The organism is Photobacterium angustum (genome assembly GCF_003026365.1).
GTDB classification, from domain to species: domain Bacteria; phylum Pseudomonadota; class Gammaproteobacteria; order Enterobacterales; family Vibrionaceae; genus Photobacterium; species Photobacterium angustum.
Genome location: NZ_PYOM01000010.1, coordinates 112,115 through 133,979, shown reverse-complemented (window position 1 = coordinate 133,979; position 21,865 = coordinate 112,115). Strand labels below are relative to the sequence as shown.

Annotated in this window: 22 protein-coding genes; 15 read left to right on the top strand and 7 right to left on the bottom strand. The window is 41.1% G+C overall.

Annotated features, from left to right (window positions below; genetic code table 11):
• The first annotated feature begins 298 nt into the window (after window positions 1-298).
• From CTN01_RS23115 to CTN01_RS12205, 4 genes are all read left to right on the top strand, one after another.
• Window positions 299-424, top strand: a complete 126-nt coding sequence (locus CTN01_RS23115) for a hypothetical protein (RefSeq protein ID WP_255419064.1) — start codon at window positions 299-301, stop codon at window positions 422-424.
• 535 nt (window positions 425-959) lie between these two features.
• Entirely contained in the window at window positions 960-1,457 is a 498-nt protein-coding gene (locus tag CTN01_RS12220; protein ID WP_045149371.1) for a hypothetical protein, read from the top strand.
• A 140-nt stretch (window positions 1,458-1,597) separates the two neighbouring features.
• The gene (locus CTN01_RS12210) at window positions 1,598-2,041 is read left to right on the top strand and encodes a hypothetical protein (protein WP_045149373.1); all 444 of its coding nucleotides are present in this window, start codon (window positions 1,598-1,600) and stop codon (window positions 2,039-2,041) included.
• Between the two features lie 591 nt (window positions 2,042-2,632).
• A complete protein-coding gene (locus CTN01_RS12205) occupies window positions 2,633-3,328 on the top strand; it encodes an HNH endonuclease (RefSeq protein WP_045149374.1) in 696 nt (231 codons plus the stop codon).
• 899 nt (window positions 3,329-4,227) lie between these two features.
• On the opposite strand, the gene uxuA is transcribed toward CTN01_RS12205, so the two are convergent.
• The 3 genes from uxuA to CTN01_RS12185 all read right to left on the bottom strand — a co-directional run bounded on the left by uxuA (window position 4,228) and on the right by CTN01_RS12185 (window position 7,426).
• Window positions 4,228-5,415 (bottom strand): mannonate dehydratase, encoded by a 1,188-nt coding sequence (gene uxuA, locus CTN01_RS12195; protein WP_045149376.1) that lies wholly within the window; start codon window positions 5,413-5,415, stop codon window positions 4,228-4,230.
• A 129-nt stretch (window positions 5,416-5,544) separates the two neighbouring features.
• Window positions 5,545-6,336 (bottom strand): FCD domain-containing protein, encoded by a 792-nt coding sequence (locus CTN01_RS12190; protein ID WP_045149377.1) that lies wholly within the window; start codon window positions 6,334-6,336, stop codon window positions 5,545-5,547.
• A gap of 106 nt (window positions 6,337-6,442) precedes the next feature.
• A complete protein-coding gene (locus CTN01_RS12185; RefSeq protein ID WP_045149378.1) occupies window positions 6,443-7,426 on the bottom strand; it encodes a TRAP transporter substrate-binding protein in 984 nt (327 codons plus the stop codon).
• Between the two features lie 321 nt (window positions 7,427-7,747).
• Between CTN01_RS12185 and CTN01_RS12180 the strand changes: the two genes are divergently transcribed.
• The 7 genes from CTN01_RS12180 (at window position 7,748) to CTN01_RS12150 (ending at window position 15,180) form a co-directional block, all read left to right on the top strand.
• The gene (locus CTN01_RS12180; RefSeq protein ID WP_045149379.1) at window positions 7,748-8,260 is read left to right on the top strand and encodes a TRAP transporter small permease; all 513 of its coding nucleotides are present in this window, start codon (window positions 7,748-7,750) and stop codon (window positions 8,258-8,260) included.
• A gap of 14 nt (window positions 8,261-8,274) precedes the next feature.
• Window positions 8,275-9,576 (top strand): TRAP transporter large permease, encoded by a 1,302-nt coding sequence (locus tag CTN01_RS12175; RefSeq protein WP_045149380.1) that lies wholly within the window; start codon window positions 8,275-8,277, stop codon window positions 9,574-9,576.
• A gap of 81 nt (window positions 9,577-9,657) precedes the next feature.
• On the top strand, window positions 9,658-11,121 hold the full coding sequence (locus CTN01_RS12170) for a mannitol dehydrogenase family protein (RefSeq protein WP_045149381.1): 1,464 nt from the start codon (window positions 9,658-9,660) through the stop codon (window positions 11,119-11,121).
• A 12-nt stretch (window positions 11,122-11,133) separates the two neighbouring features.
• On the top strand, window positions 11,134-12,546 hold the full coding sequence (gene uxaC / locus CTN01_RS12165) for a glucuronate isomerase (protein ID WP_045149382.1): 1,413 nt from the start codon (window positions 11,134-11,136) through the stop codon (window positions 12,544-12,546).
• A gap of 3 nt (window positions 12,547-12,549) precedes the next feature.
• Window positions 12,550-13,527 carry a sugar kinase gene (locus CTN01_RS12160; protein WP_045149383.1) on the top strand — a complete coding sequence of 326 codons (978 nt, stop codon included), beginning with the start codon at window positions 12,550-12,552 and terminating at the stop codon, window positions 13,525-13,527.
• Between the two features lie 9 nt (window positions 13,528-13,536).
• Complete coding sequence (locus tag CTN01_RS12155; protein ID WP_045149384.1) at window positions 13,537-14,166, top strand: bifunctional 4-hydroxy-2-oxoglutarate aldolase/2-dehydro-3-deoxy-phosphogluconate aldolase; 630 nt, start codon at window positions 13,537-13,539, stop codon at window positions 14,164-14,166.
• Between the two features lie 579 nt (window positions 14,167-14,745).
• Complete coding sequence (locus tag CTN01_RS12150) at window positions 14,746-15,180, top strand: hypothetical protein (RefSeq protein WP_045149385.1); 435 nt, start codon at window positions 14,746-14,748, stop codon at window positions 15,178-15,180.
• A 149-nt stretch (window positions 15,181-15,329) separates the two neighbouring features.
• Here CTN01_RS12150 and CTN01_RS12145 read toward each other — a convergent pair whose 3' ends face one another.
• The gene (locus CTN01_RS12145) at window positions 15,330-15,653 is read right to left on the bottom strand and encodes a hypothetical protein (RefSeq protein ID WP_045149386.1); all 324 of its coding nucleotides are present in this window, start codon (window positions 15,651-15,653) and stop codon (window positions 15,330-15,332) included.
• A gap of 501 nt (window positions 15,654-16,154) precedes the next feature.
• On the opposite strand from CTN01_RS12145, the gene CTN01_RS12140 reads away from it, so the two are divergent.
• Complete coding sequence (locus CTN01_RS12140; protein WP_045128716.1) at window positions 16,155-16,799, top strand: hypothetical protein; 645 nt, start codon at window positions 16,155-16,157, stop codon at window positions 16,797-16,799.
• Window positions 16,800-17,120: 321 nt separating this feature from the next.
• On the top strand, window positions 17,121-17,753 hold the full coding sequence (locus CTN01_RS12135; RefSeq protein WP_045149387.1) for a hypothetical protein: 633 nt from the start codon (window positions 17,121-17,123) through the stop codon (window positions 17,751-17,753).
• Window positions 17,754-17,844: 91 nt separating this feature from the next.
• On the opposite strand, the gene CTN01_RS12130 is transcribed toward CTN01_RS12135, so the two are convergent.
• Both CTN01_RS12130 and CTN01_RS12125 read right to left on the bottom strand, forming a co-directional pair.
• The gene (locus CTN01_RS12130; protein WP_045149388.1) at window positions 17,845-18,459 is read right to left on the bottom strand and encodes a DUF1294 domain-containing protein; all 615 of its coding nucleotides are present in this window, start codon (window positions 18,457-18,459) and stop codon (window positions 17,845-17,847) included.
• Window positions 18,460-18,486: 27 nt separating this feature from the next.
• Entirely contained in the window at window positions 18,487-19,146 is a 660-nt protein-coding gene (locus CTN01_RS12125) for a DNA-methyltransferase (protein WP_005365740.1), read from the bottom strand.
• 179 nt (window positions 19,147-19,325) lie between these two features.
• On the opposite strand from CTN01_RS12125, the gene CTN01_RS12120 reads away from it, so the two are divergent.
• Together CTN01_RS12120 and CTN01_RS12115 are read left to right on the top strand one after the other, a co-directional pair.
• Window positions 19,326-20,171 carry a patatin-like phospholipase family protein gene (locus tag CTN01_RS12120; protein ID WP_045128719.1) on the top strand — a complete coding sequence of 282 codons (846 nt, stop codon included), beginning with the start codon at window positions 19,326-19,328 and terminating at the stop codon, window positions 20,169-20,171.
• Window positions 20,172-20,265: 94 nt separating this feature from the next.
• Window positions 20,266-20,760, top strand: a complete 495-nt coding sequence (locus tag CTN01_RS12115; RefSeq protein ID WP_045084233.1) for a peptidylprolyl isomerase — start codon at window positions 20,266-20,268, stop codon at window positions 20,758-20,760.
• 97 nt (window positions 20,761-20,857) lie between these two features.
• Here CTN01_RS12115 and CTN01_RS12110 read toward each other — a convergent pair whose 3' ends face one another.
• On the bottom strand, window positions 20,858-21,541 hold the full coding sequence (locus CTN01_RS12110) for a DNA alkylation repair protein (protein ID WP_045149389.1): 684 nt from the start codon (window positions 21,539-21,541) through the stop codon (window positions 20,858-20,860).
• Window positions 21,542-21,865 lie beyond the last annotated feature (324 nt).

The window sequence follows — 21,865 nt, the reverse complement described above, 5'->3', positions numbered from 1 at the left end:
TTTTGGATTAGCCTTATTAAGCAAGTCACTATAAATTTATCTGTTAGTAAAATATCACGTTTGGGGCTTTCATGCGCAAACACCTTCCTGATTGAATATTCTGAAATCAGTAACATCATTAACAAAATAATAACGTCTATCTTGTTGTTTTTTCTATACTCTACGTTGCTGGTATGCATTGTTTTCTGTACAGTTGCCTTGGGTTTTAATCATGAAAGATTTTTATTTTTAAATAGAAGTGCTTTCAAGAGAATTTACTCATATTTTGTATTTTATTTTAGATTATTCGGAGAGTTAGATGAAAAAGCTAATTGTTGTTTTATTGGCTAGTCTTTTTGTTGCGGGTGCAGCTAATGCATGCCCTAAAGGACAACATCCTTACGGGGGAACTGGCTCTCATCACAAGGGCGGATATTGCGCATAAATAGCTTTGTCTTGGAAAGACCGTGCATATAGACGGTTTTTTGTACCCTAAAAGGTACTTTATGGAAGAGTTATCCATACTTTTTATAATATTGACCAGTTTTGATAGGGTAAAATATCTAACACGCTTTTGCCCCATTTCTTGTTAGAACTATCACTCATTCATATTGTATTAACGTGATATTGGATTAGCTTTATTTACTGTGTATATAAACAGATATAATGAAACGTAGTTATTTTATCGCTTGAGTTCTGTTTTTAATAAGAAATATTTCTCGTTAAAAGCAGAGATAAAGATATAAATAATTGATAATTAAAAGATTTAATATTTCACTTTGTAGTTAATAACACTGATTAAATACATTTCTTACTTTTTACATCCTCTTTTAAATCTATAAATGTAAAAAAATGCTACCAACCTCATAATATGTAACGATTATATCGAGTATGGTAAAGGTATTTCATGAGTATATTTTGCGCGAAAGTAAGAATGCTTATTTATACTGTTAGGTTTTAGAGTTTATCCAGAGTAAATAATGGAAATAGTGTTTGTTTATAGGACGTATTCAATATTTGGCGGTAACGCAACTCTAAATATTGCAGGAAAGTGGCTGAGCAAACAGTTAAAAGAAAATTATGGTGGAACTATTACCTCAATTACCATTGAGTTTTGCGCCAAGAATGTTTCGCCTCCTAGAAAATCATTAGAGAAAAATAATGACAAGTTTGAAGAATTTTTCCTACAGCTTCCTATTGTCGAGGTTCAACAAAAGGGAACAGAGCTTCGAATTTGCTCGAGGTTAGTGAAACACTATCACGATGATATTGAACGTGACTCTCAGGTATTGTCGCTAAAAGTATTTAAAACAACTCTGGGTAAGAGCGCTAGCTTGATAGAGTCGTCAGGGACGAAGAACAGCAACCTGAAAGGGCTAGATACTGAAGCTTTATCTAGGGATATTAGAAGCGTAATAGAGAAGGCACCTCAAACGCTACGTGAGCTAGCAATGTTATACCTTGAACAACAAACCTAACAAAGCGTTTAAGACAGATTCCCAACGCTTGGCGTTTTGCACTCTAGGTTGGGTTAAGTATTTACGGTGTAAAGGTTTAGGTAAGATTGCTGGTGTTGCTCACTACTTAACGCGGCGTTTGGCTTACAGAGCGAGAAACGATGAAAATATTATATTCGGGCGGTCTACAGATCCGCTCTTATGATGCACTTGAACGCTTGTTAAATGTTAATACCTTCTTTGAAGGTGAGTTGGCTTTCCACAATTTATATCGAGAAGTTAGAGCAAGTGATTTTCCTATTGCTCAGGATTGCTTTGGTGATCAATTTCTTATTCGAGATAACTTGGTAGTTAAATTGAATGCTGAAACCGGTGATATCGCTGAATTTGGTTGTACTTGGGATCAGTTTTTGGCTTGGGTTGACGAGGACCCAATTGAAAGATTGGATATTCCAAGCGACTTGGAGTTAAAGGTTGGCCAGTTATTATTCGCGTATCCACCTTTCTGCACTGCTGAAGGTAATAATGCATCTATAAAAGCAATTGATGGTTTTGAGCTAATCAGTTTTCACGCTGATTTTGCAAAGCAGATAAATTGTGAATAGTAAGCCTAACAATCAGTTTAAGAGGTTTCGCAACGCGTAGTATTTTCACTATGCATTTTACCCCTTAACAAGGCGTTACCCTTACTTTTCCTAATACCTGCCAACCGAAATAGAGCAAATAATCTAAGCAGTTTTTGTCCACATTTGAGTTAGCTGATGTGGCTAGCTCACATTTGCCCCAAAACTTGTTAGATCAAATACTCATTCATTTTTTATTAACGTGGTTTTGGATTAGTTTTATTTACTGTTTATATGAACAGTTATAATGAAACGTGGTGATTTTATCGCTTTAGTTCTGTTTTTAATAAGAAATATTTCTTGTTAAAAACAGAAGTGAAATCATAACTGATTGAAAATCATATCATTTAATATTTCAGTTTGTATTTAATAAGACTGATTAAATACAATTCTTACTTTTCACATCCTCTCATTGGCGTCAGGCGTGAAAAATTGTTATCAACTTCATGATATATATAGATTATATCTAGTATGATAAAGGTCTTTTATGCGTGTATTTTTGCGCGAAAGTAAGAATGCTTATTAATATACTGTTATACGCCCCGAGAGTTGAACATTCATAATAGGTGCTAGATGGAATTTGAAGATTGGATTGTTAAAAATACCCGAGCAGGTAAGGCATCAGCGATTAAATATTCAGGCGCTATAACTGGGCGACTATCTAGCATGGCAATAGAGCATGGGTTGTCTAAAGTCGATTTATTTGAGTCAACTTGCCCTAAAGTTGTATCGATGAACCTGAAAGAACTAGATGAGTTTGCAGACCTAAATTCAACTGGTAATTCAATGTATAGTCGTGCATTAGATTTATTTCTTATGTATGTGGACTCACATAACCCAACCGTTGAAGCAGAACTTGAAGCTATAATCCTCGATTCATCAACTACACCAACGGAAAAATCTAGCTTAGTTCAATCTCGTCTTGGTCAAGGTAAGTTTAGGCAAAAGCTTATCGAAATCTGGGGCTGTTGTGCTGTCACTGGTTGCAATGAATCTAAGCTGCTTATTGCTAGTCATATTAAACCGTGGTCTCACTGCTCGGACAAAGAGCGATTAGATCCATCAAATGGTTTATTGCTTATAGCTACTTTAGATAAGGCATTTGATGCAGGTCTCATCAGCTTTGACAGTGAAGGGGTGATTATGATTTCCTCACTTTTTCAAGAACATAAGCTTGCAGGTGTTAGTAATACTATGCGGATAGAGCTTCAAGGTAAAAATAGAGAGTATCTCGAATACCATAGAAAGTACGTGTTTAAAGGCGCATAACAAGGCATTTAAGGCGGATTCCCAACGCTTCGCATTTTCGGTTTGATTCGGCTTAAGTGTTTACGGCACAATGGTTTAGGTTCAGTGGTCTGCGTTGCTCACCACTTAATGCGGCGTTATAACTCATGAACTCACTCGAAGTCTGAGTCAGAAGATTTGATGTTTCTTTAGTTTGGTAGTTTCATATCAGCTTAGGTTAATATTACGAGGCTATTATGAAATCTAGACAATGTCCCAAGTGCCAGAAAAATGTTGCATGTAGCTGGTTTTTTTTCAGTGCTCATTGACAAAGTATCGCTGTGTTAAATGTGGTTCGCTAATGAAATGGAGTGGAAGGCGAGCTTATGTAGGGGCTATATGTGGTGGTTTTGCTGGTCCATTTATCATTTCTACACAATCTATCATTCCATCTACGTTTATTAGAATTTCAATCGCCGTTATTTTTTTAATAGTTGTAGCAACTTCTGTGAATAAGCAAATCGAGTACATCGATGAAACTGAGTTATAACAAATAAGGATATGTGTCGCGAAGCCGACACCTATCCGAAGTGTTGGACAAGCCTAAGCCGCCTTATATAAGTAAATATTGAAATATCATTTAGGGTAATGCCGAACATTACCCTTACTTTTCCTAATACCTACCAGCCTTAATAGAGCAACTTATCTAACAAGCTTTTGTCCAAAAGTGAGTTAGCTATTCGGCTAATTCATATGTGTTAATCTTTATTACCCTTTGGTAGCTCTACTTTTATATTCTTTTTTATACATATATAAAAAAGTGAATCTGGTAAGTGCATGTAAGACATACCAAATTCACTCATCCGTTCACTTTTATATTTTCTTTAACGAGAAAGAACTTAAAGTCTGCGCTTTCGATAAGCCCTTTACATCATTAGACTTTAGTTTGTGTAGAAAGCGCGCTTCAATGCCATTTCAAGGCCTCGAACTTCAGCTAAGCCTTTCAAGCGCCCAATTGCAGAATAACCAGGATTGGTCTTCTTTTTCAGATCGTCCAATATTTGATGACCATGATCAGGACGCATGGGAATTAAACGATTATCGCCCACTTCTGCACGGCGTTTTTCTTCATCCAGAATCGCCATCACCACGTTGTACATATCCACATCGCCATCTAAGTGCGCCGCTTCGTGGAATGTCATCGGGTTGTTTTCTTCACGCTTGGTTGAACGCAAGTGAGTGAAGTAAACACGGTCACCGTACTTTTTGATCATCTTCACGAGGTCGTTATCACCACGCACACCGTAAGACCCCGTACACATGGTTAAGCCGTTCATTTTACTCGGTACTTTTTCGGTCAACCAATCAATATCTTCAATAGTTGAAACAATGCGTGGCAAGCCAAGAATTGGGCGCGGAGGATCATCTGGGTGTACCGCCAATTTCAAACCATGCGCTTCACAAACAGGCATGAGCTCTGCTAAGAAGTAAGCCATATGCTCACGTAGCTTGTCTTTGCTAATGCCCGAATAACGGTCCAATTGTGCTTGGAACTCTTCTAGCGTGTAACCTTCTTCAGCACCCGGTAAACCAGCAATGATGTTGCTTGTCAGTTGTTGGATTTGCTCCGTCGTCATGTTGTTGAAGTATTCAAGCGCCAGTGCTTGCTCTGCTTCGGTGTAATCCGCTTCTGCGCCCGGACGCTTAAGAATATGTAGCTCAAATGCCGCAAAAGCGATTTGGTCAAAACGCAGCGCTTTAGAGCCATCCGGCATTTCAAATTCGAGGTCTGTACGTGTCCAGTCGAGTACTGGCATGAAGTTGTAGCAGACCGTATCTACGCCGCACTCTGCAAGATTACGCAGCGTTTCTTTGTAGTTGTCGATCCATTGTTGGAAGTTGCCCGTCTGAGTTTTGATATCCTCATGAACAGGGACACTTTCAACCACCGACCACGTTAAGCCTTTCTCTTCGATAATAGCTTTACGTTCTAAAATCTCTTCTTTTGACCACACATCACCATTGGGTATGTGATGTAAGGCATTCACAATGCCTGTTGCGCCAGCTTGACGAATATCGTCTAGCGACACAGGATCATTCGGACCGTACCAACGCCAAGTTTGTTCCATGACACTCACCTTTTTTAAGACACACTCAGCCCGCTCGAATTTATCAAGCTAAGTGCACAATGACTTCTTAATATGCAGCTACGATAATGCAGCTGCGCTGATTAGAGCCGACCGAAGTCGGTAATATAGTTAACTGTTTTCAGTACCCTGCAGAACAACAGGGTTAGAACTGAATAAGTAACCATCAAAATTCGGGTCATCAATGTCAGACAGCTCCAACAGACGCTGTTTAACGTTTTCAAAGTGTTGCCACATGGCATTTTTTGCAGCAATAGGATCTTTACGCTGCAATGCGGCGAGGATTTTGGCGTGATCGTCTAACCACTCTTCACGATACTCTTGACCAGCAATGTGAGAATGAAGTTTACTCCACATAGGGCTGCTCTCGCGTCGATCCCAAGTTTGCTTCAGCATGTCTACCAGAACAGAGTTTTGAGTTGCCTCTGCAATGCAAATATGAAACTTCTCATCACCGTTACAATCTGCGGTGCCACTGGCGAGTTCTTCTCGTTCTAACTTAAGGGCGGCGCGCATTTTCACGATGTCGCCTGGCGTTACTTGCATTGCTGCAAATTCAGCAATGTTACTTTCAAGCAACTGGCGAGCTTGGAGCATTTCAAACGGACCAGCATCATCGCTGATCACGTTCTCACGGGAGTTCGGTTGAGATGGAATATTGATGACATACACTCCAGAACCTTTCTTCACTTCGACAAGGTTTTCCAGCTCCAGCATGATGATCGCTTCACGCACAACTGTGCGACTAACGTCGAGACGTTCTGCGATATCGCGTTCAGGCGGCAGTCTATCTCCGACCACGTAACGGCCATTGATAAGTTCTTGTCTAAGGACTAAACCGATCTCTTGATACGGTCTTTTCGGTTCAAAAGGCATCATGATGATATTGTCACTATATTCCATCTACTTCTCACGCCATCATAACGACCAATCAAAATTGGTCAACCTCTATATACCAGAATGTGGTAACACTATGTTTTCGAATATTTATTACTAATAACTTTATGAATTACTTAACGGCTTTGATCTTCTCAACCAATTCATTTAATTCAGGATTTGTTTTTTCTAAGTCCGCATACATAGGTTTAACAGCTTCAACAAATGCAGCCTTATTTGGCTCTACAAACGTCACGCCAGCCTTCTCTGCTTTCGCGCGCTCTTTCGCTTCAGACTCAGCCCATAGCTTCTTCATGTACTCCGAAGAGTCTGCAGCTGCTTTCATCAATGCTTTTTGCTGCTCTGGCGTTAGTTTGTCGTAGCTCTTGGTTGAGATAACCAAGACATCAGGAACCATAGTGTGCTCATCTAAGCTGAAGTATTTCGATACTTCACTGTGACGGCTCAAGCTGAACGATGGGATATTGTTTTCCGCAGCATCGACTACGCCTTGTTGCAATGCTGTGTATAGCTCACCGTATGCCAATGGTGTCGGATTACCACCTAATGCTTTTACCATCGCAATCGCAGATGGGCTCGGTTGTACGCGTACTTTCAGACCTTTCAGGTCTTTAGGCGTATTGATTGGTTTACTGGTGTAGAAGCTACGTGCACCTGCATCGTAATAAGTCACACCAATAAAACCGCTGTCCGCTGAAGAATTCAGGATTTCACGCCCCACTTCACCGTCTGTCACTTTGTAGTAGTGGTCTTTATCACGGAACAAGTAAGGCATGTTGAATGCTGCGTAAGCTGGGGAGAAAGCTTCCAGTTCTGCTGCGTTGCTCTTCACCATATCTAAAGCACCGTTTTGCATTAGCTCCATCGATTCACGCTGTGTACCTAGCTGTGCATCAGGGTAAATACGGATACGAACCTCACCGTCTGTCATTTCACTAACTTCTTTTGCCATAAAGTCCATTGCTTTATGTACGGCATGGTCACGAGGGTGGTTATGACTCAGCTTTAAAGTGGTCGTCGCAAAAGCAGAAGCTGTGGCGCCGAAGGCCAGTGCAGTACCTACTACAGCGCTTAAAAGAGTCTTACGCGTCATCATTGTTCTGTTCTCCTTGGATTGGTTATCCAATATGTAGGGTAGTTTTAATTATCAAGAGTGTATCTTGTTGATACGGGCCATTATTGGCGATAAAAAAATCTACCGTCAAAACAAAAATGCAAATTGATTGACCAAAATCACAATTAACCCCCTTAAATTGGTTAACCAATTTAATTGTGAGCCGACTCACGGACAACCAAATCGGCTAATTTATAATCCAACCAGACAAATTAGCGTGTATCACTGCCCTTAAAAGAAAAAAACCTCACATTGGTTAACCAGTCGATGTGAGGGACGCATATTTACTTAAAGGAAATAAAAATGAAGAAATTGGTCGAATACATAAACAGGGGGCTGGCTGCCTTTACAGTCTCTCTCTCGAGCTTCCTCGTCATTTGCGTAGTCTGGCAAGTGTTATCACGTTATGTGATTGGCAAACCAAGTACCGTTACCGACGAACTTGCTCGTTATCTCTTTATGTGGGTGGCGTTAATTGGGGCTGCATACACTACTGGTCTTAAACGTCACCTTGCTATCGACTTGCTCACAATGAAGTTGCAAGGCAGACGCAAACTCATCAATGAAATCATTATTCAAATCGCTATTGCCATCTTTTCTTATGTAGTTTTAGTCCATGGCGGTACCCAACTCGCACTAAAAACATTGGCAACTGGCCAGTTGACACCCGCGCTTGGCTTAGAAATGGGCTACATCTATTTTTGCCTACCAATCAGTGGCGCGCTAATGATCTTCTACTCTGCGGTATTTGCTTTCGACCGTGTAAAACAATTGACGTCTGGTGAAACCCTACTCACCGACATACAACTTGATTAATAGAGGCTTCCACAATGGAATGGCAATTAATTCTCACCCTATTCGGTAGCTTCGCAGTCTTATTGACGATTGGCGTACCGGTTTCTTTCTCTATCGGTTTATCATCGCTAGCCACTATTTTAATGAGCTTACCGTTAGAGCCTGCTATAGCCGTTGTCGCGCAACGAATGGCGGCAGGCCTTGATAACTTCGCCTTACTGGCAATCCCGTTCTTTATCTTAGCGGGTAACATCATGAATCAAGGTGGTATCGCACTACGTCTTATCAATTTTGCAAAAGTGCTCGGTGGTCGCCTTCCAGGATCACTTGCACACGTAAACGTAATGGCGAACATGATGTTTGGTTCGATATCTGGCTCTGCGGTAGCGTCTGCAGCAGCAGTTGGCGGCACCATGTCTCCTCTACAAAAGAAAGATGGCTACGATGAAAACTTCTCTGCGGCAGTGAACATCACCTCTTGCCCATCAGGCTTGTTGATCCCGCCAAGTAACACGTTGATCGTATTCTCATTAGTGTCTGGTGGTACATCTATTGCAGCATTGTTCCTAGCGGGCTACATTCCAGGCATCTTAATGGGTCTGAGCATCATGATAGTAGCCGGCATCATTGCGAAACGTCGAGGCTACCCAGTGGCAGCACGTCCTTCTCTTGCATTGGTATGGACTACCTTCTTGAAAGCAGCTCCATCTCTTTCACTGATTGTGATCATCATGGGTGGCATCATTGGCGGTATCTTCACCGCAACAGAGGCTTCAGCTATCGCGGTGGTTTATACCTTTGTGCTTGCGGTGCTGATTTACCGCGAAGTGAAATGGCGTGATATTCCAAAGATCATCCTAGAGTCTGCGGTTACCACTTCTATCGTATTGCTACTGGTTGGCGCATCAATGGGCATGTCTTGGGCGATGGCGAACGCCGACATTCCTTACATGATTGCAGATGCCCTACTGGCTATCTCTGACAACCCAATGATGATTCTACTGATCATTAACGTCATTCTGCTGATTGTCGGTATCTTCATGGACATGACCCCTGCGGTGCTGATCTTTACGCCTATCTTCCTGCCGATCGCGCTGGATATGGGTATCGACCCAGTACACTTCGGTATCATCATGACCTTCAACTTGGCTATCGGTATCTGTACCCCACCAGTCGGTAGCGCGTTGTTCATCGGTTGTTCTGTGGCGAACGTTGCCATCGACAAAGTGATTAAGCCTCTACTTCCATTTTACGTTGCACTGATTGCCGCACTAATGGCCGTGACCTTTATTCCTCAGCTAAGTCTGTTCTTACCTCACCTTGTTCTTGGTTACTAAGCGCTGAGTTATAAGTTCTAGATTACGAATTATTAAAATACACCATTCCGCAGGTTCGCCTGCGGGAAAAGGAAAACCACAATGAAAACTATTTCGAATTCAACGTTGAATAACAACGTTCTACTTCCGGACTACGACCGCTCAACGCTTAAAAGCCGTATTGTTCACCTTGGTTTCGGTGCTTTCCACCGCGCACACCAAGCACTATTCACTAATGAAATGTTGAGCAAAACAGGTTCGGATTGGGGCATTTGCGAAATCAACCTATTTGGTGGTGAAGACTTAATTCAATCGCTGCGCGCACAAGACCATCTATATACAGTTGCAGAAAAAGGCGCAGAGTCGACCGAGGTAAAAGTGATTGGCTCAGTCACCGAATCATGCCATCCAAGCCTCGATAGCATTCAAGCGGTGTTAGAAAAAATGGCAGAGCCACAAGTGGCGATCGTTTCAATGACGATTACCGAGAAAGGCTACTGCGCCGACCCAGCGACGGGCACGCTTGATAAAAACAACCCGTTAGTCATTGCTGATCTTGCCAACCCAACGGAGCCAAAATCAGCACTGGGTTACATCGTCCAAGCACTGAAAATGCGTCGTGAACGCGGTCTGACACCATTTTCCGTTATGTCTTGCGACAACGTGCAAGAGAACGGTCATGTTGCAAAAGCAGCTGTAATTGAGTTCGCTCAACTGCTTGATCCAGAATTACGCGACTGGATTGAAACCAACGTCACCTTCCCCTGCACCATGGTTGACCGCATAGTGCCAGCTGCAACCGAAGAGACGCTGACCGAAATCGCTGAGCTGCTTGGTTGTGAAGATCTATGTGGCATCGCTTGTGAACCTTTCCGTCAATGGGTTATCGAGGATAACTTCGTGGCAGGTCGTCCAGATTGGAACGTGGCTGGCGCAGAATTTGTTGCTGACGTTGTGCCTTACGAGGAAATGAAACTACGCATGTTAAATGGTAGCCACTCGTTCCTAGCGTACCTAGGTTACCTTGGCGGTTACGCGCACATCTCTGACACTATGACAGATGAAGGCTACCGCAAAGCGGCCTTCGACATGATGATGCAAGCACAAGCGCCTTCGCTGGATATGCCAGAAGGCACCGATTTAGAAGGCTACGCTAAGCTGCTTATCGAGCGCTTCACTAACCCAAGCTTAAAACACAAAACATGGCAAATCGCGATGGATGGCAGCCAGAAGATCCCACAACGCATGGGCGGCAGCTTACGATTCCATCTTGCTCAAGGTTCTAACTTCTCATGGTTGGCAACGGCGATTGCAGGTTGGATGCGCTATGTATCCGGTGTTGACGAGCAAGGCAACGACATTGAAGTTCGCGATCCAATGGCAGAGACACTACGTCAAATTTGCGACCAACACGGCTTGAACGTTTCTGTTGTGCCTGCGTTGCTTGCTGTTGAAGCAATCTTCCCTGCAGAGCTTGGTCAAAACCCACAAGTGATTGATGCGGTGAGCAGCGCTTACCAATCGCTAATTGATAACGGTGCTCGTGCCACTGTCGCTGCGCTGTAATCGGAGTTAACAATGAAGAATTTCTTGTGTGAAGACTTTTTACTCTCAAATGAAACTGCACGTCGCTTGTACCATGAGCATGCGAACCATCAGCCAATCTATGATTACCACAGCCACCTAAACCCAGCGGAAGTGGCACAAAATCGTCAGTTCGATAACTTGGGTCAAATCTGGCTTGAAAGCGATCACTACAAATGGCGTGGTATGCGCTCGGCAGGTATTGAAGAGCGTTTAATTACGGGGGATGCAAGCGATTACGACAAATACATGGCGTGGGCAAAGACGGTTCCTCAAACTTTGGGCAACCCGCTTTACCACTGGACGCACTTAGAACTGCGTCGCCCATTCGGCATTACCAATACGCTGTTTAGCCCAGACACCGCTGATCAAATTTGGCATCAATGTAATGAGCTACTGGCGACACCTGAATTTTCTGCTCGCGGCATCATGCAGCAAATGAACGTCGTAATGACGGGCACGACCGATGATCCTATCGATTCACTAGAACACCACAAAGCGATCGCAAATGACGATACCTTTGACGTCAAAGTGCTGCCGAGCTGGCGTCCGGATAAAGTGTTCAAGATCGAACTGGATATGTTTGCGGATTACGTGCAAAAACTGGGCGAAGCAGCAGACATAGAGATCCGCCGCTTTGATGATTTATTGAGTGCACTCGATAAACGTTTGGCACACTTCGATGCACATGGTTGTCGTGCGGCAGACCACGGTATTGAGATCGTCCGTTACGCGCCAATTCCAAGCGAAACGGATTTAGATGCGTTGCTGGCTCGTCGTTTGAATGGTGAAGTATTGTCAGAGCTTGAATGTGCGCAGTTCTCTACCGCGGTTCAAGTTTGGCTCGGCAAACGCTACGCGCAGTTGGGCTGGGTCATGCAGCTCCATATTGGCGCTCAACGTAACAACAGCACACGCATGTTCCAATTATTAGGTGCCGACGCTGGCTTTGATTCGATTGGCGATCGCCCCTTTGCTTTTGAACTGGCACATCTATTAGATGAAATGGACCAAACCAACGAGCTGCCTCGCACCATTCTTTACTGTTTGAATCCTCGTGATAACGAAATGATGGCGACCATGATTGGTAATTTCCAGGGTGGCGGCATCGCGGGCAAAGTGCAGCTTGGCTCCGGTTGGTGGTTCAACGATCAGAAAGACGGCATGCAACGCCAAATGGAGCAGCTTTCTCAACTTGGTTTACTCAGCCAATTTGTCGGTATGCTGACAGACTCGCGCAGCTTCTTGTCATACACCCGCCACGAATACTTCCGTCGCATCCTGTGTAACATCGTCGGTCGCTGGGCTGAGAACGGTGAAGTTCCTAATGACTTATCGTTGCTTGGTCCTATGGTAGAAGACATCTGTTTTGGTAACGCAAAATGCTACTTTGAAGAGAGGGCGTAATCCATGAAGCACATCGCTATTATAGGTGAATGTATGATTGAGCTGAATGGCAAACCGTTTGGCTCAATGCATCAAACATTTGGTGGAGATACGCTGAATGCTGCGGTTTATTTAAGCCGTGGCTGTGAAGCCAATCGCAAATCTGATGAGGTTAAGATCTCTTACGTTACAGCGCTTGGCAATGACCCAATCAGTACGGGCATGCTGACTCGCTGGGAAGAGGAAGGCGTTTCGACAGACTTAGTACTGCGTGATGAGACTCGTACACCGGGCTTATACTTGATTCAACTTGATGACCAAGGCGAACGTACGTTTCTATATTGGCGTAACCAATCAGCAGCACGTTACCTACTTCAACATCCTAACTTTGAACTAGTTAAGCAGGCATTAACCCAAGTGGATACTGTGTTTCTCAGCGGTATCTCTTTAGCCATCTTGCCAGAAGAAGACCAAATTTCACTACTCAATTTATTGGTTGAGCTTAAAGCCCAAGGCGTTGAAATCGCGTTTGATAGTAATTTCCGCCCTGCACTGTGGCCTGAAGACAATAATCAAGCCGTCAAAAACGTTTACCAAGCCATGTATCAACTGACAGACGTTGCTTTGGTCACTTTTGATGATGAGCATTTGCTCTGGGGAGACGAAACACCAGAACAAACGATTGAACGCCTTACGACTCTTGGCGTGGGAAAATGTATCGTCAAACTAGGTGCAGATGGCTGTTTGATTCAAGACTCGAAAAATCAGGGGTCGAGCGCGTCTCTGGCTCCACAAGCTGTGCCAACCCAATCCGTCGCTCAAGTAGTGGACACCACATCAGCGGGCGACTCATTCAATGGTGGTTTTTTATCTGCATACCTCACTGGTGCAAATCTAGTGACCTCATGTCAAAGAGGCAATGCACTGGCAAGAACTGTGATTCAACATCGCGGTGCCATCATTCCTAAAGCATTAACACAACCGGCGCTTGACGTCGTTTAAGGAACATTCATGTCTAGCATTAAAGAACAATTGAAAGCTCTGAAAGTTATCCCTGTTATCGCCATCGATAAAGCAGAAGATATTATCCCATTGGGTAAAGTACTTACGGAGAACGGATTACCTGCTGCTGAAATCACCTTCCGTTCAGCAGCGGCTGAACAAGCAATTCGTCTACTAAGTGAAACCCAGCCAGATATGCTGATTGGCGCTGGCACTGTACTGAACCGTGAACAAGCTATCGCCGCAAAAGAAGCAGGAGCAACCTTTATCGTATCACCTGGCTTTAATCCAAATACCGTTAAAGCATGCCAAGAAATCGGGATTGATATCGTACCGGGTGTGAACAACCCAAGCACAGTTGAAGCCGCGCTGGAAATGGGATTGACCACCTTGAAGTTCTTCCCTGCAGAAGCCTCTGGCGGCATCAACATGGTGAAATCACTGCTTGCGCCATACACCGACATCGAACTAATGCCTACTGGTGGCATTAACCCAGCGAACATCAAAGACTACTTAGCTATCCCACGCGTATTGGCATGTGGTGGTACATGGATGGTAGACAAGAAACTGATCGAAGCTGGTAACTGGGAAGAGCTTGCACGCCTAACTCGCGAAGCAGTAACGCTCGTGAATGAGTAATGATTCTTAAGTCATTTCAGAGCTCTTAGGTAACCCCTTAGCGATTTAGATAAAGTGCCCAGCCCTCCCTTTGTGGAGGGCTGATTCGTTCAAAGCATGACTCAACTGATTGCGTTATCGCGACTGGAACAGTTATCGTTGATAGTCAAACGCTATGTTAACCAATGACATCAAAGAGTAGATCAATATGAGAAGGTTCTCTTCGGGAAAATATAGTGGCATTAAATGACCGCCCATAGAGGCGGTCTTTTTGTATCTGGGACGTTACCGCGTATCGGATCGCGATAGATTGAATATGTTAAATGGGACATATTTAGGCAAAAAAAAACACCGGCGGCCAAGCAAGAGTTTTTTTTGAGTAAGGAAGCTTATATCTTTTGAAGTTTAGGGGGAGCCAAACTTCAAGTTTTGTATTATGCCTCATGGGTATTATTTGTTTTGTGATATCGCTCTAAGAATAACTTTGTCAATACGTTACAGCGTATCTGTATCGGATCGCTTTAGATGCATATTGTTAAATAGGACTGATTTAAGGCAATTTAGGATCCTAACTAACATTAGATTTTTATAGGAAGATATATGGATAGTTTTGTTACTTTAGTAACGGCATTCGGTCTCGGCGGAGTAATTGTAAAATTAATAGATATTTTTCTTTTACAAAGATTTCTAAAAAAGAAAGAGTTAGATAATTGGTTAAGAGAAAAACGGTATATTGCATATTCTGAGGCAACAAAAAATCTAATATCTATGGGCTTTAATTCAGAAGATGATTCGCCTTTCATTCATTTGACATCGCTATCTGAAACTTTGCTTTTAGTAGACAATGAAGATTTACATAGCAAAATTCGAGAACACATCTTTGATCGTAATGAATTGAATAAGGCTCACGATCAAAATCCTGATTCTGCAGAGTTTAAACGTCTCTTTAGTAAAGTTGACAAAGATTCAAACGATATAATCTTATCTTTAAAGTCTGACTTGCGTGGCCAAATCTACCAATCATTCAAACAATGAATTAAACCAATCAGTCAGCATAAATAGTTTTACTGTTAAATGACCGCCCATCGAGGCGGTCTTTTTGTATCTGGGACGTTACCGCGTATCGGATCGCTTTAGATTAGACGAAATAATTAAGATTACCAGTCACTATGTTATGTGAGTTCTTACACATACACAGCTAATATTAATGACAGCCAAGTTAATACAAACATAATGATACTCGTATCTTCCATTTCGTTGTTAATGTGTAAGAACAATAACGTAAAGAAAAATGTAATTGAGGTATTAGACATTAAGGAAATATCTGGAGTAATTTCGTGTCCAGTAAGGCCTAAGATGCCTCGCATCGAAATTACAATTACCGATACCGCAAAAGCCATGCGAATCATCCATATCCTTAAATGATGATCTGACTTCATCGGTTTTACGAAATTTAATTGGAATACATCCTTTAAAATAGCAATGATTTCTCGATCTTGTTTACCCATTTAGTTCCTCAATATAGCCTAACGTTTTCCATACTGCGATAAACCGCTTTTGTACATAGGTTAATGTTTCATAGTCAATATTAATTTAAAGTCTTAAATAATGGTTTGTATGTTACATAGCAGCATCTTTGTACGCATAAATAGCTTTATTGTTAAATGACCGTCCACAGTGGCGGTCTTTTTGTACCCTAAAGGTACTTTGTGAAGTAGTTACCAATACCTACCAGCTCAAATAGAGCAGAGTGTCTAACACGTTTTTGTCCAAAAATGAGTTAGCTATTCAGCTAACTTCAAAGAGAATATATCTAGAAAGTACTAAGAAAAATACCAACAACCTCCCCCTCAAACCTGACAACTACCTGACATAACCCCACAAATATAGCTACTTTTGTCATAACCCTGTAAAAAGTAAGTTATTCACACTGCAAATGATTGCTTTTAATTCATTCACAACCTAACATCTTCTGCAATATTTATTCATATTATAAAAAAGGGTTTTACATGAAGAAGTTATGTTTAGCAGCAATGGTAGCTACAGTTCTTGTTGGTTGTAATGCAGGTGACGAAGTTGTAGAACACGGCGGTATCGACATCAATAATTTATCTCAAACCCAAAAACAAGAATACGCAGAGTTAACTGCCGATGCATTAGCAGTCATCGCACATGCGGCTGATGATTTTTCAAATGCTATGGCTGTTGGCGAGACAAAACAGTTTGACCTTAGCGCTAACAATACAACTACAACTATTCTTGTAGCAAAAGGTCAAATTGAAATTGAAAAACAGGAAAACCAAAAAGTCATTGTTCATACAACAAAAGCAATGGAGTTTACCTCTCCAAATGCAGTGACAAACGGTGAAGTAATTTCACTCAATTTCAGTGAAAACCTGGATAAAGATTACAACATGACCATTGAAACTCGACCAGGCAGTATTGATAACGTCAGCTTTAAGGGAATGCTCATTAATACCGCTGACAGCGATGCAAAATATTGGTCTACTGAGTCTACAAATGGGCTAGAGCTTAAATATAATGAAAATTCCAAAATTCCGTCTTTTATCAGCGGTGATGCCGTAATCACTGGTAAAGATAACCAGAAATTTAATTGGTCTGCTGATAGCAATGGCGATATTATCGCTAAATAGGTTTACACCTAGCATTCATTTATCCAGCACTATAACCTAGTGCTGGATTTTTTATATTCAACCAATTGTTAATTAAACAATAAATTTTTTCCATCTGCGATAATAGTAATAAGTAGTAACCTTTATTTTTCTAGTCCCAGTTAACATCATTCAATATCTTAGTTGCTTTATTAGATTAGTGTTATGAAAATCATTTAAAACAACCATTACTGTCATCTCTTTGTTAAAACCAATCCATTAACACTGCGAATGATTGCTTTCAATTTATTAACAACCTACCATCGCTCGCAGTATTTATTCATATATTGAAAAAGGTCTTGCATGAAGAAGTTATGTGTAGCGGCAATGGTAGCAGCAACATTATTGGGTTGTAATGTTGGTGATGACGTTGTTGAGCACGGCGGGATTGACGTTGATAACTTGAGCCAAGCTGATTTACAGAATTATGCAAACATAACTGCAGACGCCTTAACTGTTGTTGCAAAAGCAGCAAAGGACTGCGCTGAAAACCTACCGGTTGGTAATTCTAATGAGTGTTATATCCCTGAAATTCAGGGAAATATTGATGTTGATGTTGCAAAAGGTCTTATCAAGGTAGAAAAACAAACTGACAGAGTAGTTATTCATACCATTGAAGCTATGCAGTTTACTACCCACAACGCGATTACAAATGGCGAAATAATATCATTAACTCTGAATGAAAAAACAGATGATGATTACATCATGACGATGAACAATAGTAATCAAATCACATTTAAAGGCATGTTCGTTAATACTGCGGAAAACGATGCTAAATACTGGTCTACAGAATCTAAATCACCTCTGACATACCAATACAATATCAATGAAGTTCATCCGTATATCACAAATGGTAGCGCGATTATTTCAGGTAAAGATAACCAGCACTTTACTTGGTCTGCTGATGCAGATGGCTACATTTCTATTAGTCGATAAATGATTGATCGCCCAGCGCGTCACTATGAATGGGTATGTGCTGGGCGATTAATAGAACGCGTTTAATTACTATAATGAATCACGTTCTATTTTAAATTAGCTGCAACACTTGCTTGATTAACGTCACCCCTTCTGGTGTAAACGATAGAATAAACACCGCACAGTTAAGTATGATCATTAGCCACAATATAGTTTTAAATGGCTGTTTTTGAGATTTATGACGCAATATTTTTTGTGCCCACAACGCACCAGGCCATCCCCCCACTAACGCTAATACATGCAAGCTTGCTTCTTTGGTTCGCCATTTATCTAACTTAGCAGCACGTTTATCATGCGCATACACCGCAAACGTCACAACGCTTAATACTAAATATCCAATCAGTACTTGATAAGGGGTATTAAAAAGCGACACAGATATCGCAACAAAAGCCAAAAAGATAACACTAAACCACTGTGCTTTTGAAAAAGGCGCGGTGTATTTGTCTAAACCTGAATGTGCTTTGGTAAATGTCACCGTTGTTGCTAACATGCGCCCTTTTTTATCTTTACCTATACAAAATGTTACGGCCTCATTGATTCGAGGACGACACTGTTTATCTGGCAAGGCAGATACGTGAAAAAAAACATCTTGCTCGCAGTTATCTGGGGCAATAAATCCAAAACCTTTTTGCTGATTCCAGCTAATAATTTTTCCCTGTTGGGTCATGTTTGTTCCTAGCTTAAAAAATGTCGTCTATCGCAACGATAGACGTTGTTTTAAATGTTGATGGGCTGAATCAGAGATATCGCTACCCCATGCTTGGCGTGATAACTTATCGGCCGCCACTAACGTTGAGCCTGAACCAAAAAACGGATCGGCAATAACATCACCTTCAACACTACTTTGCTCTATTAATATCTCTAATAGTGGGACGGGTTTTTCTGTCGGATAACCACGATAAACACGTTTACATTCCAATACATCTGGAATCGATAAGTTATTCAGTTTTCGCTTACCTTTTTCGAAAAACAAAATAAATTCATAACGCGCTCGATAATGGTATCCCATCCCTATCGCAACTTTATCCCACACAATGGGTTTCCAAAACTTAAAACCCACCTGCTCTGCAATGGGTTTAATGTGAAACATTGTTTCTTGATCACAGAACAAATAGAAGTGACTGTTTTGTTTTAAAACGCGATAGGCTTGCGTCAATAAACTTTCAAATCGTTCATTTGGGAAGATATCAAACCATTGGTTACTCGATCCTTTACTTTGTTTTAGTCGCGTTGTTGTTCCCACTGAGCGGTGTTTTTCAAGCGATTCATAAGGTGGATCGGTGATCATCAAGTCGATACTTTGATCGGGCAAAGCTGTTAACCACTCAATCGCATCTTTTTGGAAAATTTGCATCAAAAAACCTAATCTAATATGTGGGAGAAGAAACACGCAAAATAATGCCCGTCATCATACGTCAAATAACAAAAATCTCATAAAAACGTGATCTAGATTTAAATTAGTGGATATTCTTAAAGGTACTATCGCCTGATTCCAATATGGAATAATTGAATCCCTGTGGATAAGGAACAGTAATGAGTAAACGCGCTTTGGTTGTTGAAGGTGGGGCAATGCGTGGTATTTTTGCCACAGGTGTATTAGATGCATTTATTGAACGTAGTTATAACCCATTTGATTTTACTATCGGCGTATCAGCAGGCTCTGTGGTACTCATGGGGTATCTTTGTGAAAGTTATCAACGTAACTATAAAGTTATTACCGAATACGCACGCAGTAAAGAGTTCATTAATTACAGGCGTTTTGTGAAAGGTGGCAACTTAATTGATATTGATTGGCTATGGAACACCAGTATCAGTAACCTTCCTTTAGAGCTAAACAAATACGAAAGTCGTAATGTGCCGCTATATGCCACGACAACTGTTGTTGATACGGGCGAACCTAACTACGTTGAAGTGACACGTAACAACCTAAATGAAGTGATGACTGCAACATGCGCCCTACCGATCATTTATCGTCAATTTCCACAAATTGATGGTATTGAAATGAGCGATGGCGGTATTGCCGATCCTATCCCTGTGATCGAGGCTTACAATAAAGGCGCACGTGATATCACTGTTATTTTATCTCATGCTCAAGGCTTGTTTGCTAAAAATCGACAAGTGCCATGGTTAACACGTCGCTTATTCCGTACAAATCCCGTGTTTGGGCAAGAATTTTTAACCAAAGAGTCTCGCTATAACAAGGCACTATATTTTATTCATAATCCACCAAAGGATTGTAAAATCACCGCTATCGCACCTGATAAAACGTTTATGATCAAAAGATTAACCAAAGATATCATTAAATTAGATCAAGGTTATCAACAAGGTAGAGAAGCAGGATTAAGACTCGTCAATAGTGATCTTCAATTTAAGCCATGATCTTTAGTGCACGATCTTTAATGACTTTTTTACTACAAAAATTATAACTATTACGTATACTGCCCGATTCAATTTACACCACGGTTAGTTTTAGATGATTATTTTTACCACCAATGTTGGCGATATTACGATTGAGCTGAACAAGCAAAAAGCGCCTGTCACGGTTAAGAACTTCTTAAAATATTGCCAAGACGGTTTTTACAACGGCACAATTTTTCACCGTGTGATCAAAGGCTTTATGATCCAAGGTGGTGGTTACACTGTGAAAATGAAAGAAAAACCAACACGCGCACCCATTGTTAATGAAGCCAACCGTGGTCTGAAAAATGTGATTGGTACTATTGCTATGGCAAGAACCGATGCACCACATTCAGCAACAGCTGAGTTTTTTATTAATGTTGCTGACAATGATTTTCTTGATCACACAGCAACAACGAATGTGGGCTGGGGATATACTGTTTTTGGTCAAGTAACGGCAGGAATGGATGTCGTAAACAAAATTTCAAAAGTCAAAACATTATCTATTCGCGATCATGAAGATGTACCTCGTGATCCGATTGTGATTGAAAAAGTCACTATTGTTGAATAACAAAAAGCCCGTATACGTTTTAATTGATATGCTCTACTAAGAGTGATCACTTAATACGGGCTTTATCGTTAAATTTATACTCAATAAAATATTGCTATTAACCCAATGTGAGCTTTCTTGCTTCTCGTCTAGCTTGCGGCGTTAATATTCCAATATTCGATATAAGAAAATGATCAACGAAAGGAAAATCGGTTTCACTGTAATTTCGCAATACTAACCCTATCGCTTGCTGTACCTCATAATCACTATCATCGGCTAATAGCAGTACTGTCTCGCACAGTAAGTCGACATTAGTTTGCTTTTTGTGATTACAATGCGCCAATAATGACGCTCGTCTTAACCATTTATTATCAGACTCTCGCCATTCAATCAGTTTTGATTCAAATTCGCGATGCGCTAACACGACAGGACTGATTAAATGCTCGACTAAGCGATCAGCAATATCAATCCCATCAACGGTTTCCAACATTTCTTCATAAGTATGAAAAGCATGCTCATTTATAAATGCATGATAATACTCACCAGCATCAAGTGCTAAATAACGCTCTTCACGATAAACACCTGACCATAGCCAAAGCAATAAGCGACGATAATTTTCTGCGTTATCAATCTTTGTATGTGCTCTCGCATCTTTAAAAATATTACTTCGTTGCTCAGCATTTACCCCATAGCAAGGCTGCTTTACCTTGAGTGTTTGTTGCATATTGGCAGCAAGCGCTTTATCTGCAACTTTGGCTAAGTGCTGCTGAATATAAATAACCATAGGTATAACAAGTGACATTGGGGGACTCTTTCCTTTTGCAATGTGTAATGAGGCTTATCAGCACTACACATTATGGTCAATTAGCTGACTTTTATTATATAAACGAACCAAATGGAACGCTGTTCGTTTTACTGTTCCATATTCAAACTAAAATCACAATAAATTTATAAAACAACTTTGATCCGCAGGTAAAAAGAAATTGTTTTATTATTTTTAGACTATCAATAGAAAGCTAATTTTCAGCATAATCTTTCACTTTTTTATAAATAGATTAATTGAACGGCGCACAAAAACAAAAAGTGTAAACCTCAAATAACACTTCTAAATTTTTTCCAGAAATTA

Excerpts from the sequence above, each read along its gene's own strand:
- CTN01_RS23115 (WP_255419064.1), top strand. The coding sequence starts at position 299 with ATGAAAAAGCTAATTGTTGTTTTATTGGCTAGTCTTTTTGTTGCGGGT.
- CTN01_RS12220 (WP_045149371.1), top strand. The coding sequence starts at position 960 with ATGGAAATAGTGTTTGTTTATAGGACGTATTCAATATTTGGCGGTAAC.
- CTN01_RS12210 (WP_045149373.1), top strand. The coding sequence starts at position 1,598 with ATGAAAATATTATATTCGGGCGGTCTACAGATCCGCTCTTATGATGCA.
- CTN01_RS12205 (WP_045149374.1), top strand. The coding sequence starts at position 2,633 with ATGGAATTTGAAGATTGGATTGTTAAAAATACCCGAGCAGGTAAGGCA.
- uxuA (WP_045149376.1), bottom strand. The coding sequence starts at position 5,415 with ATGGAACAAACTTGGCGTTGGTACGGTCCGAATGATCCTGTGTCGCTA.
- CTN01_RS12190 (WP_045149377.1), bottom strand. The coding sequence starts at position 6,336 with ATGGAATATAGTGACAATATCATCATGATGCCTTTTGAACCGAAAAGA.
- CTN01_RS12185 (WP_045149378.1), bottom strand. The coding sequence starts at position 7,426 with ATGATGACGCGTAAGACTCTTTTAAGCGCTGTAGTAGGTACTGCACTG.
- CTN01_RS12180 (WP_045149379.1), top strand. The coding sequence starts at position 7,748 with ATGAAGAAATTGGTCGAATACATAAACAGGGGGCTGGCTGCCTTTACA.
- CTN01_RS12175 (WP_045149380.1), top strand. The coding sequence starts at position 8,275 with ATGGAATGGCAATTAATTCTCACCCTATTCGGTAGCTTCGCAGTCTTA.
- CTN01_RS12170 (WP_045149381.1), top strand. The coding sequence starts at position 9,658 with ATGAAAACTATTTCGAATTCAACGTTGAATAACAACGTTCTACTTCCG.
- uxaC (WP_045149382.1), top strand. The coding sequence starts at position 11,134 with ATGAAGAATTTCTTGTGTGAAGACTTTTTACTCTCAAATGAAACTGCA.
- CTN01_RS12160 (WP_045149383.1), top strand. The coding sequence starts at position 12,550 with ATGAAGCACATCGCTATTATAGGTGAATGTATGATTGAGCTGAATGGC.
- CTN01_RS12155 (WP_045149384.1), top strand. The coding sequence starts at position 13,537 with ATGTCTAGCATTAAAGAACAATTGAAAGCTCTGAAAGTTATCCCTGTT.
- CTN01_RS12150 (WP_045149385.1), top strand. The coding sequence starts at position 14,746 with ATGGATAGTTTTGTTACTTTAGTAACGGCATTCGGTCTCGGCGGAGTA.
- CTN01_RS12145 (WP_045149386.1), bottom strand. The coding sequence starts at position 15,653 with ATGGGTAAACAAGATCGAGAAATCATTGCTATTTTAAAGGATGTATTC.
- CTN01_RS12140 (WP_045128716.1), top strand. The coding sequence starts at position 16,155 with ATGAAGAAGTTATGTTTAGCAGCAATGGTAGCTACAGTTCTTGTTGGT.
- CTN01_RS12135 (WP_045149387.1), top strand. The coding sequence starts at position 17,121 with ATGAAGAAGTTATGTGTAGCGGCAATGGTAGCAGCAACATTATTGGGT.
- CTN01_RS12130 (WP_045149388.1), bottom strand. The coding sequence starts at position 18,459 with ATGACCCAACAGGGAAAAATTATTAGCTGGAATCAGCAAAAAGGTTTT.
- CTN01_RS12125 (WP_005365740.1), bottom strand. The coding sequence starts at position 19,146 with ATGCAAATTTTCCAAAAAGATGCGATTGAGTGGTTAACAGCTTTGCCC.
- CTN01_RS12120 (WP_045128719.1), top strand. The coding sequence starts at position 19,326 with ATGAGTAAACGCGCTTTGGTTGTTGAAGGTGGGGCAATGCGTGGTATT.
- CTN01_RS12115 (WP_045084233.1), top strand. The coding sequence starts at position 20,266 with ATGATTATTTTTACCACCAATGTTGGCGATATTACGATTGAGCTGAAC.
- CTN01_RS12110 (WP_045149389.1), bottom strand. The coding sequence starts at position 21,541 with ATGTCACTTGTTATACCTATGGTTATTTATATTCAGCAGCACTTAGCC.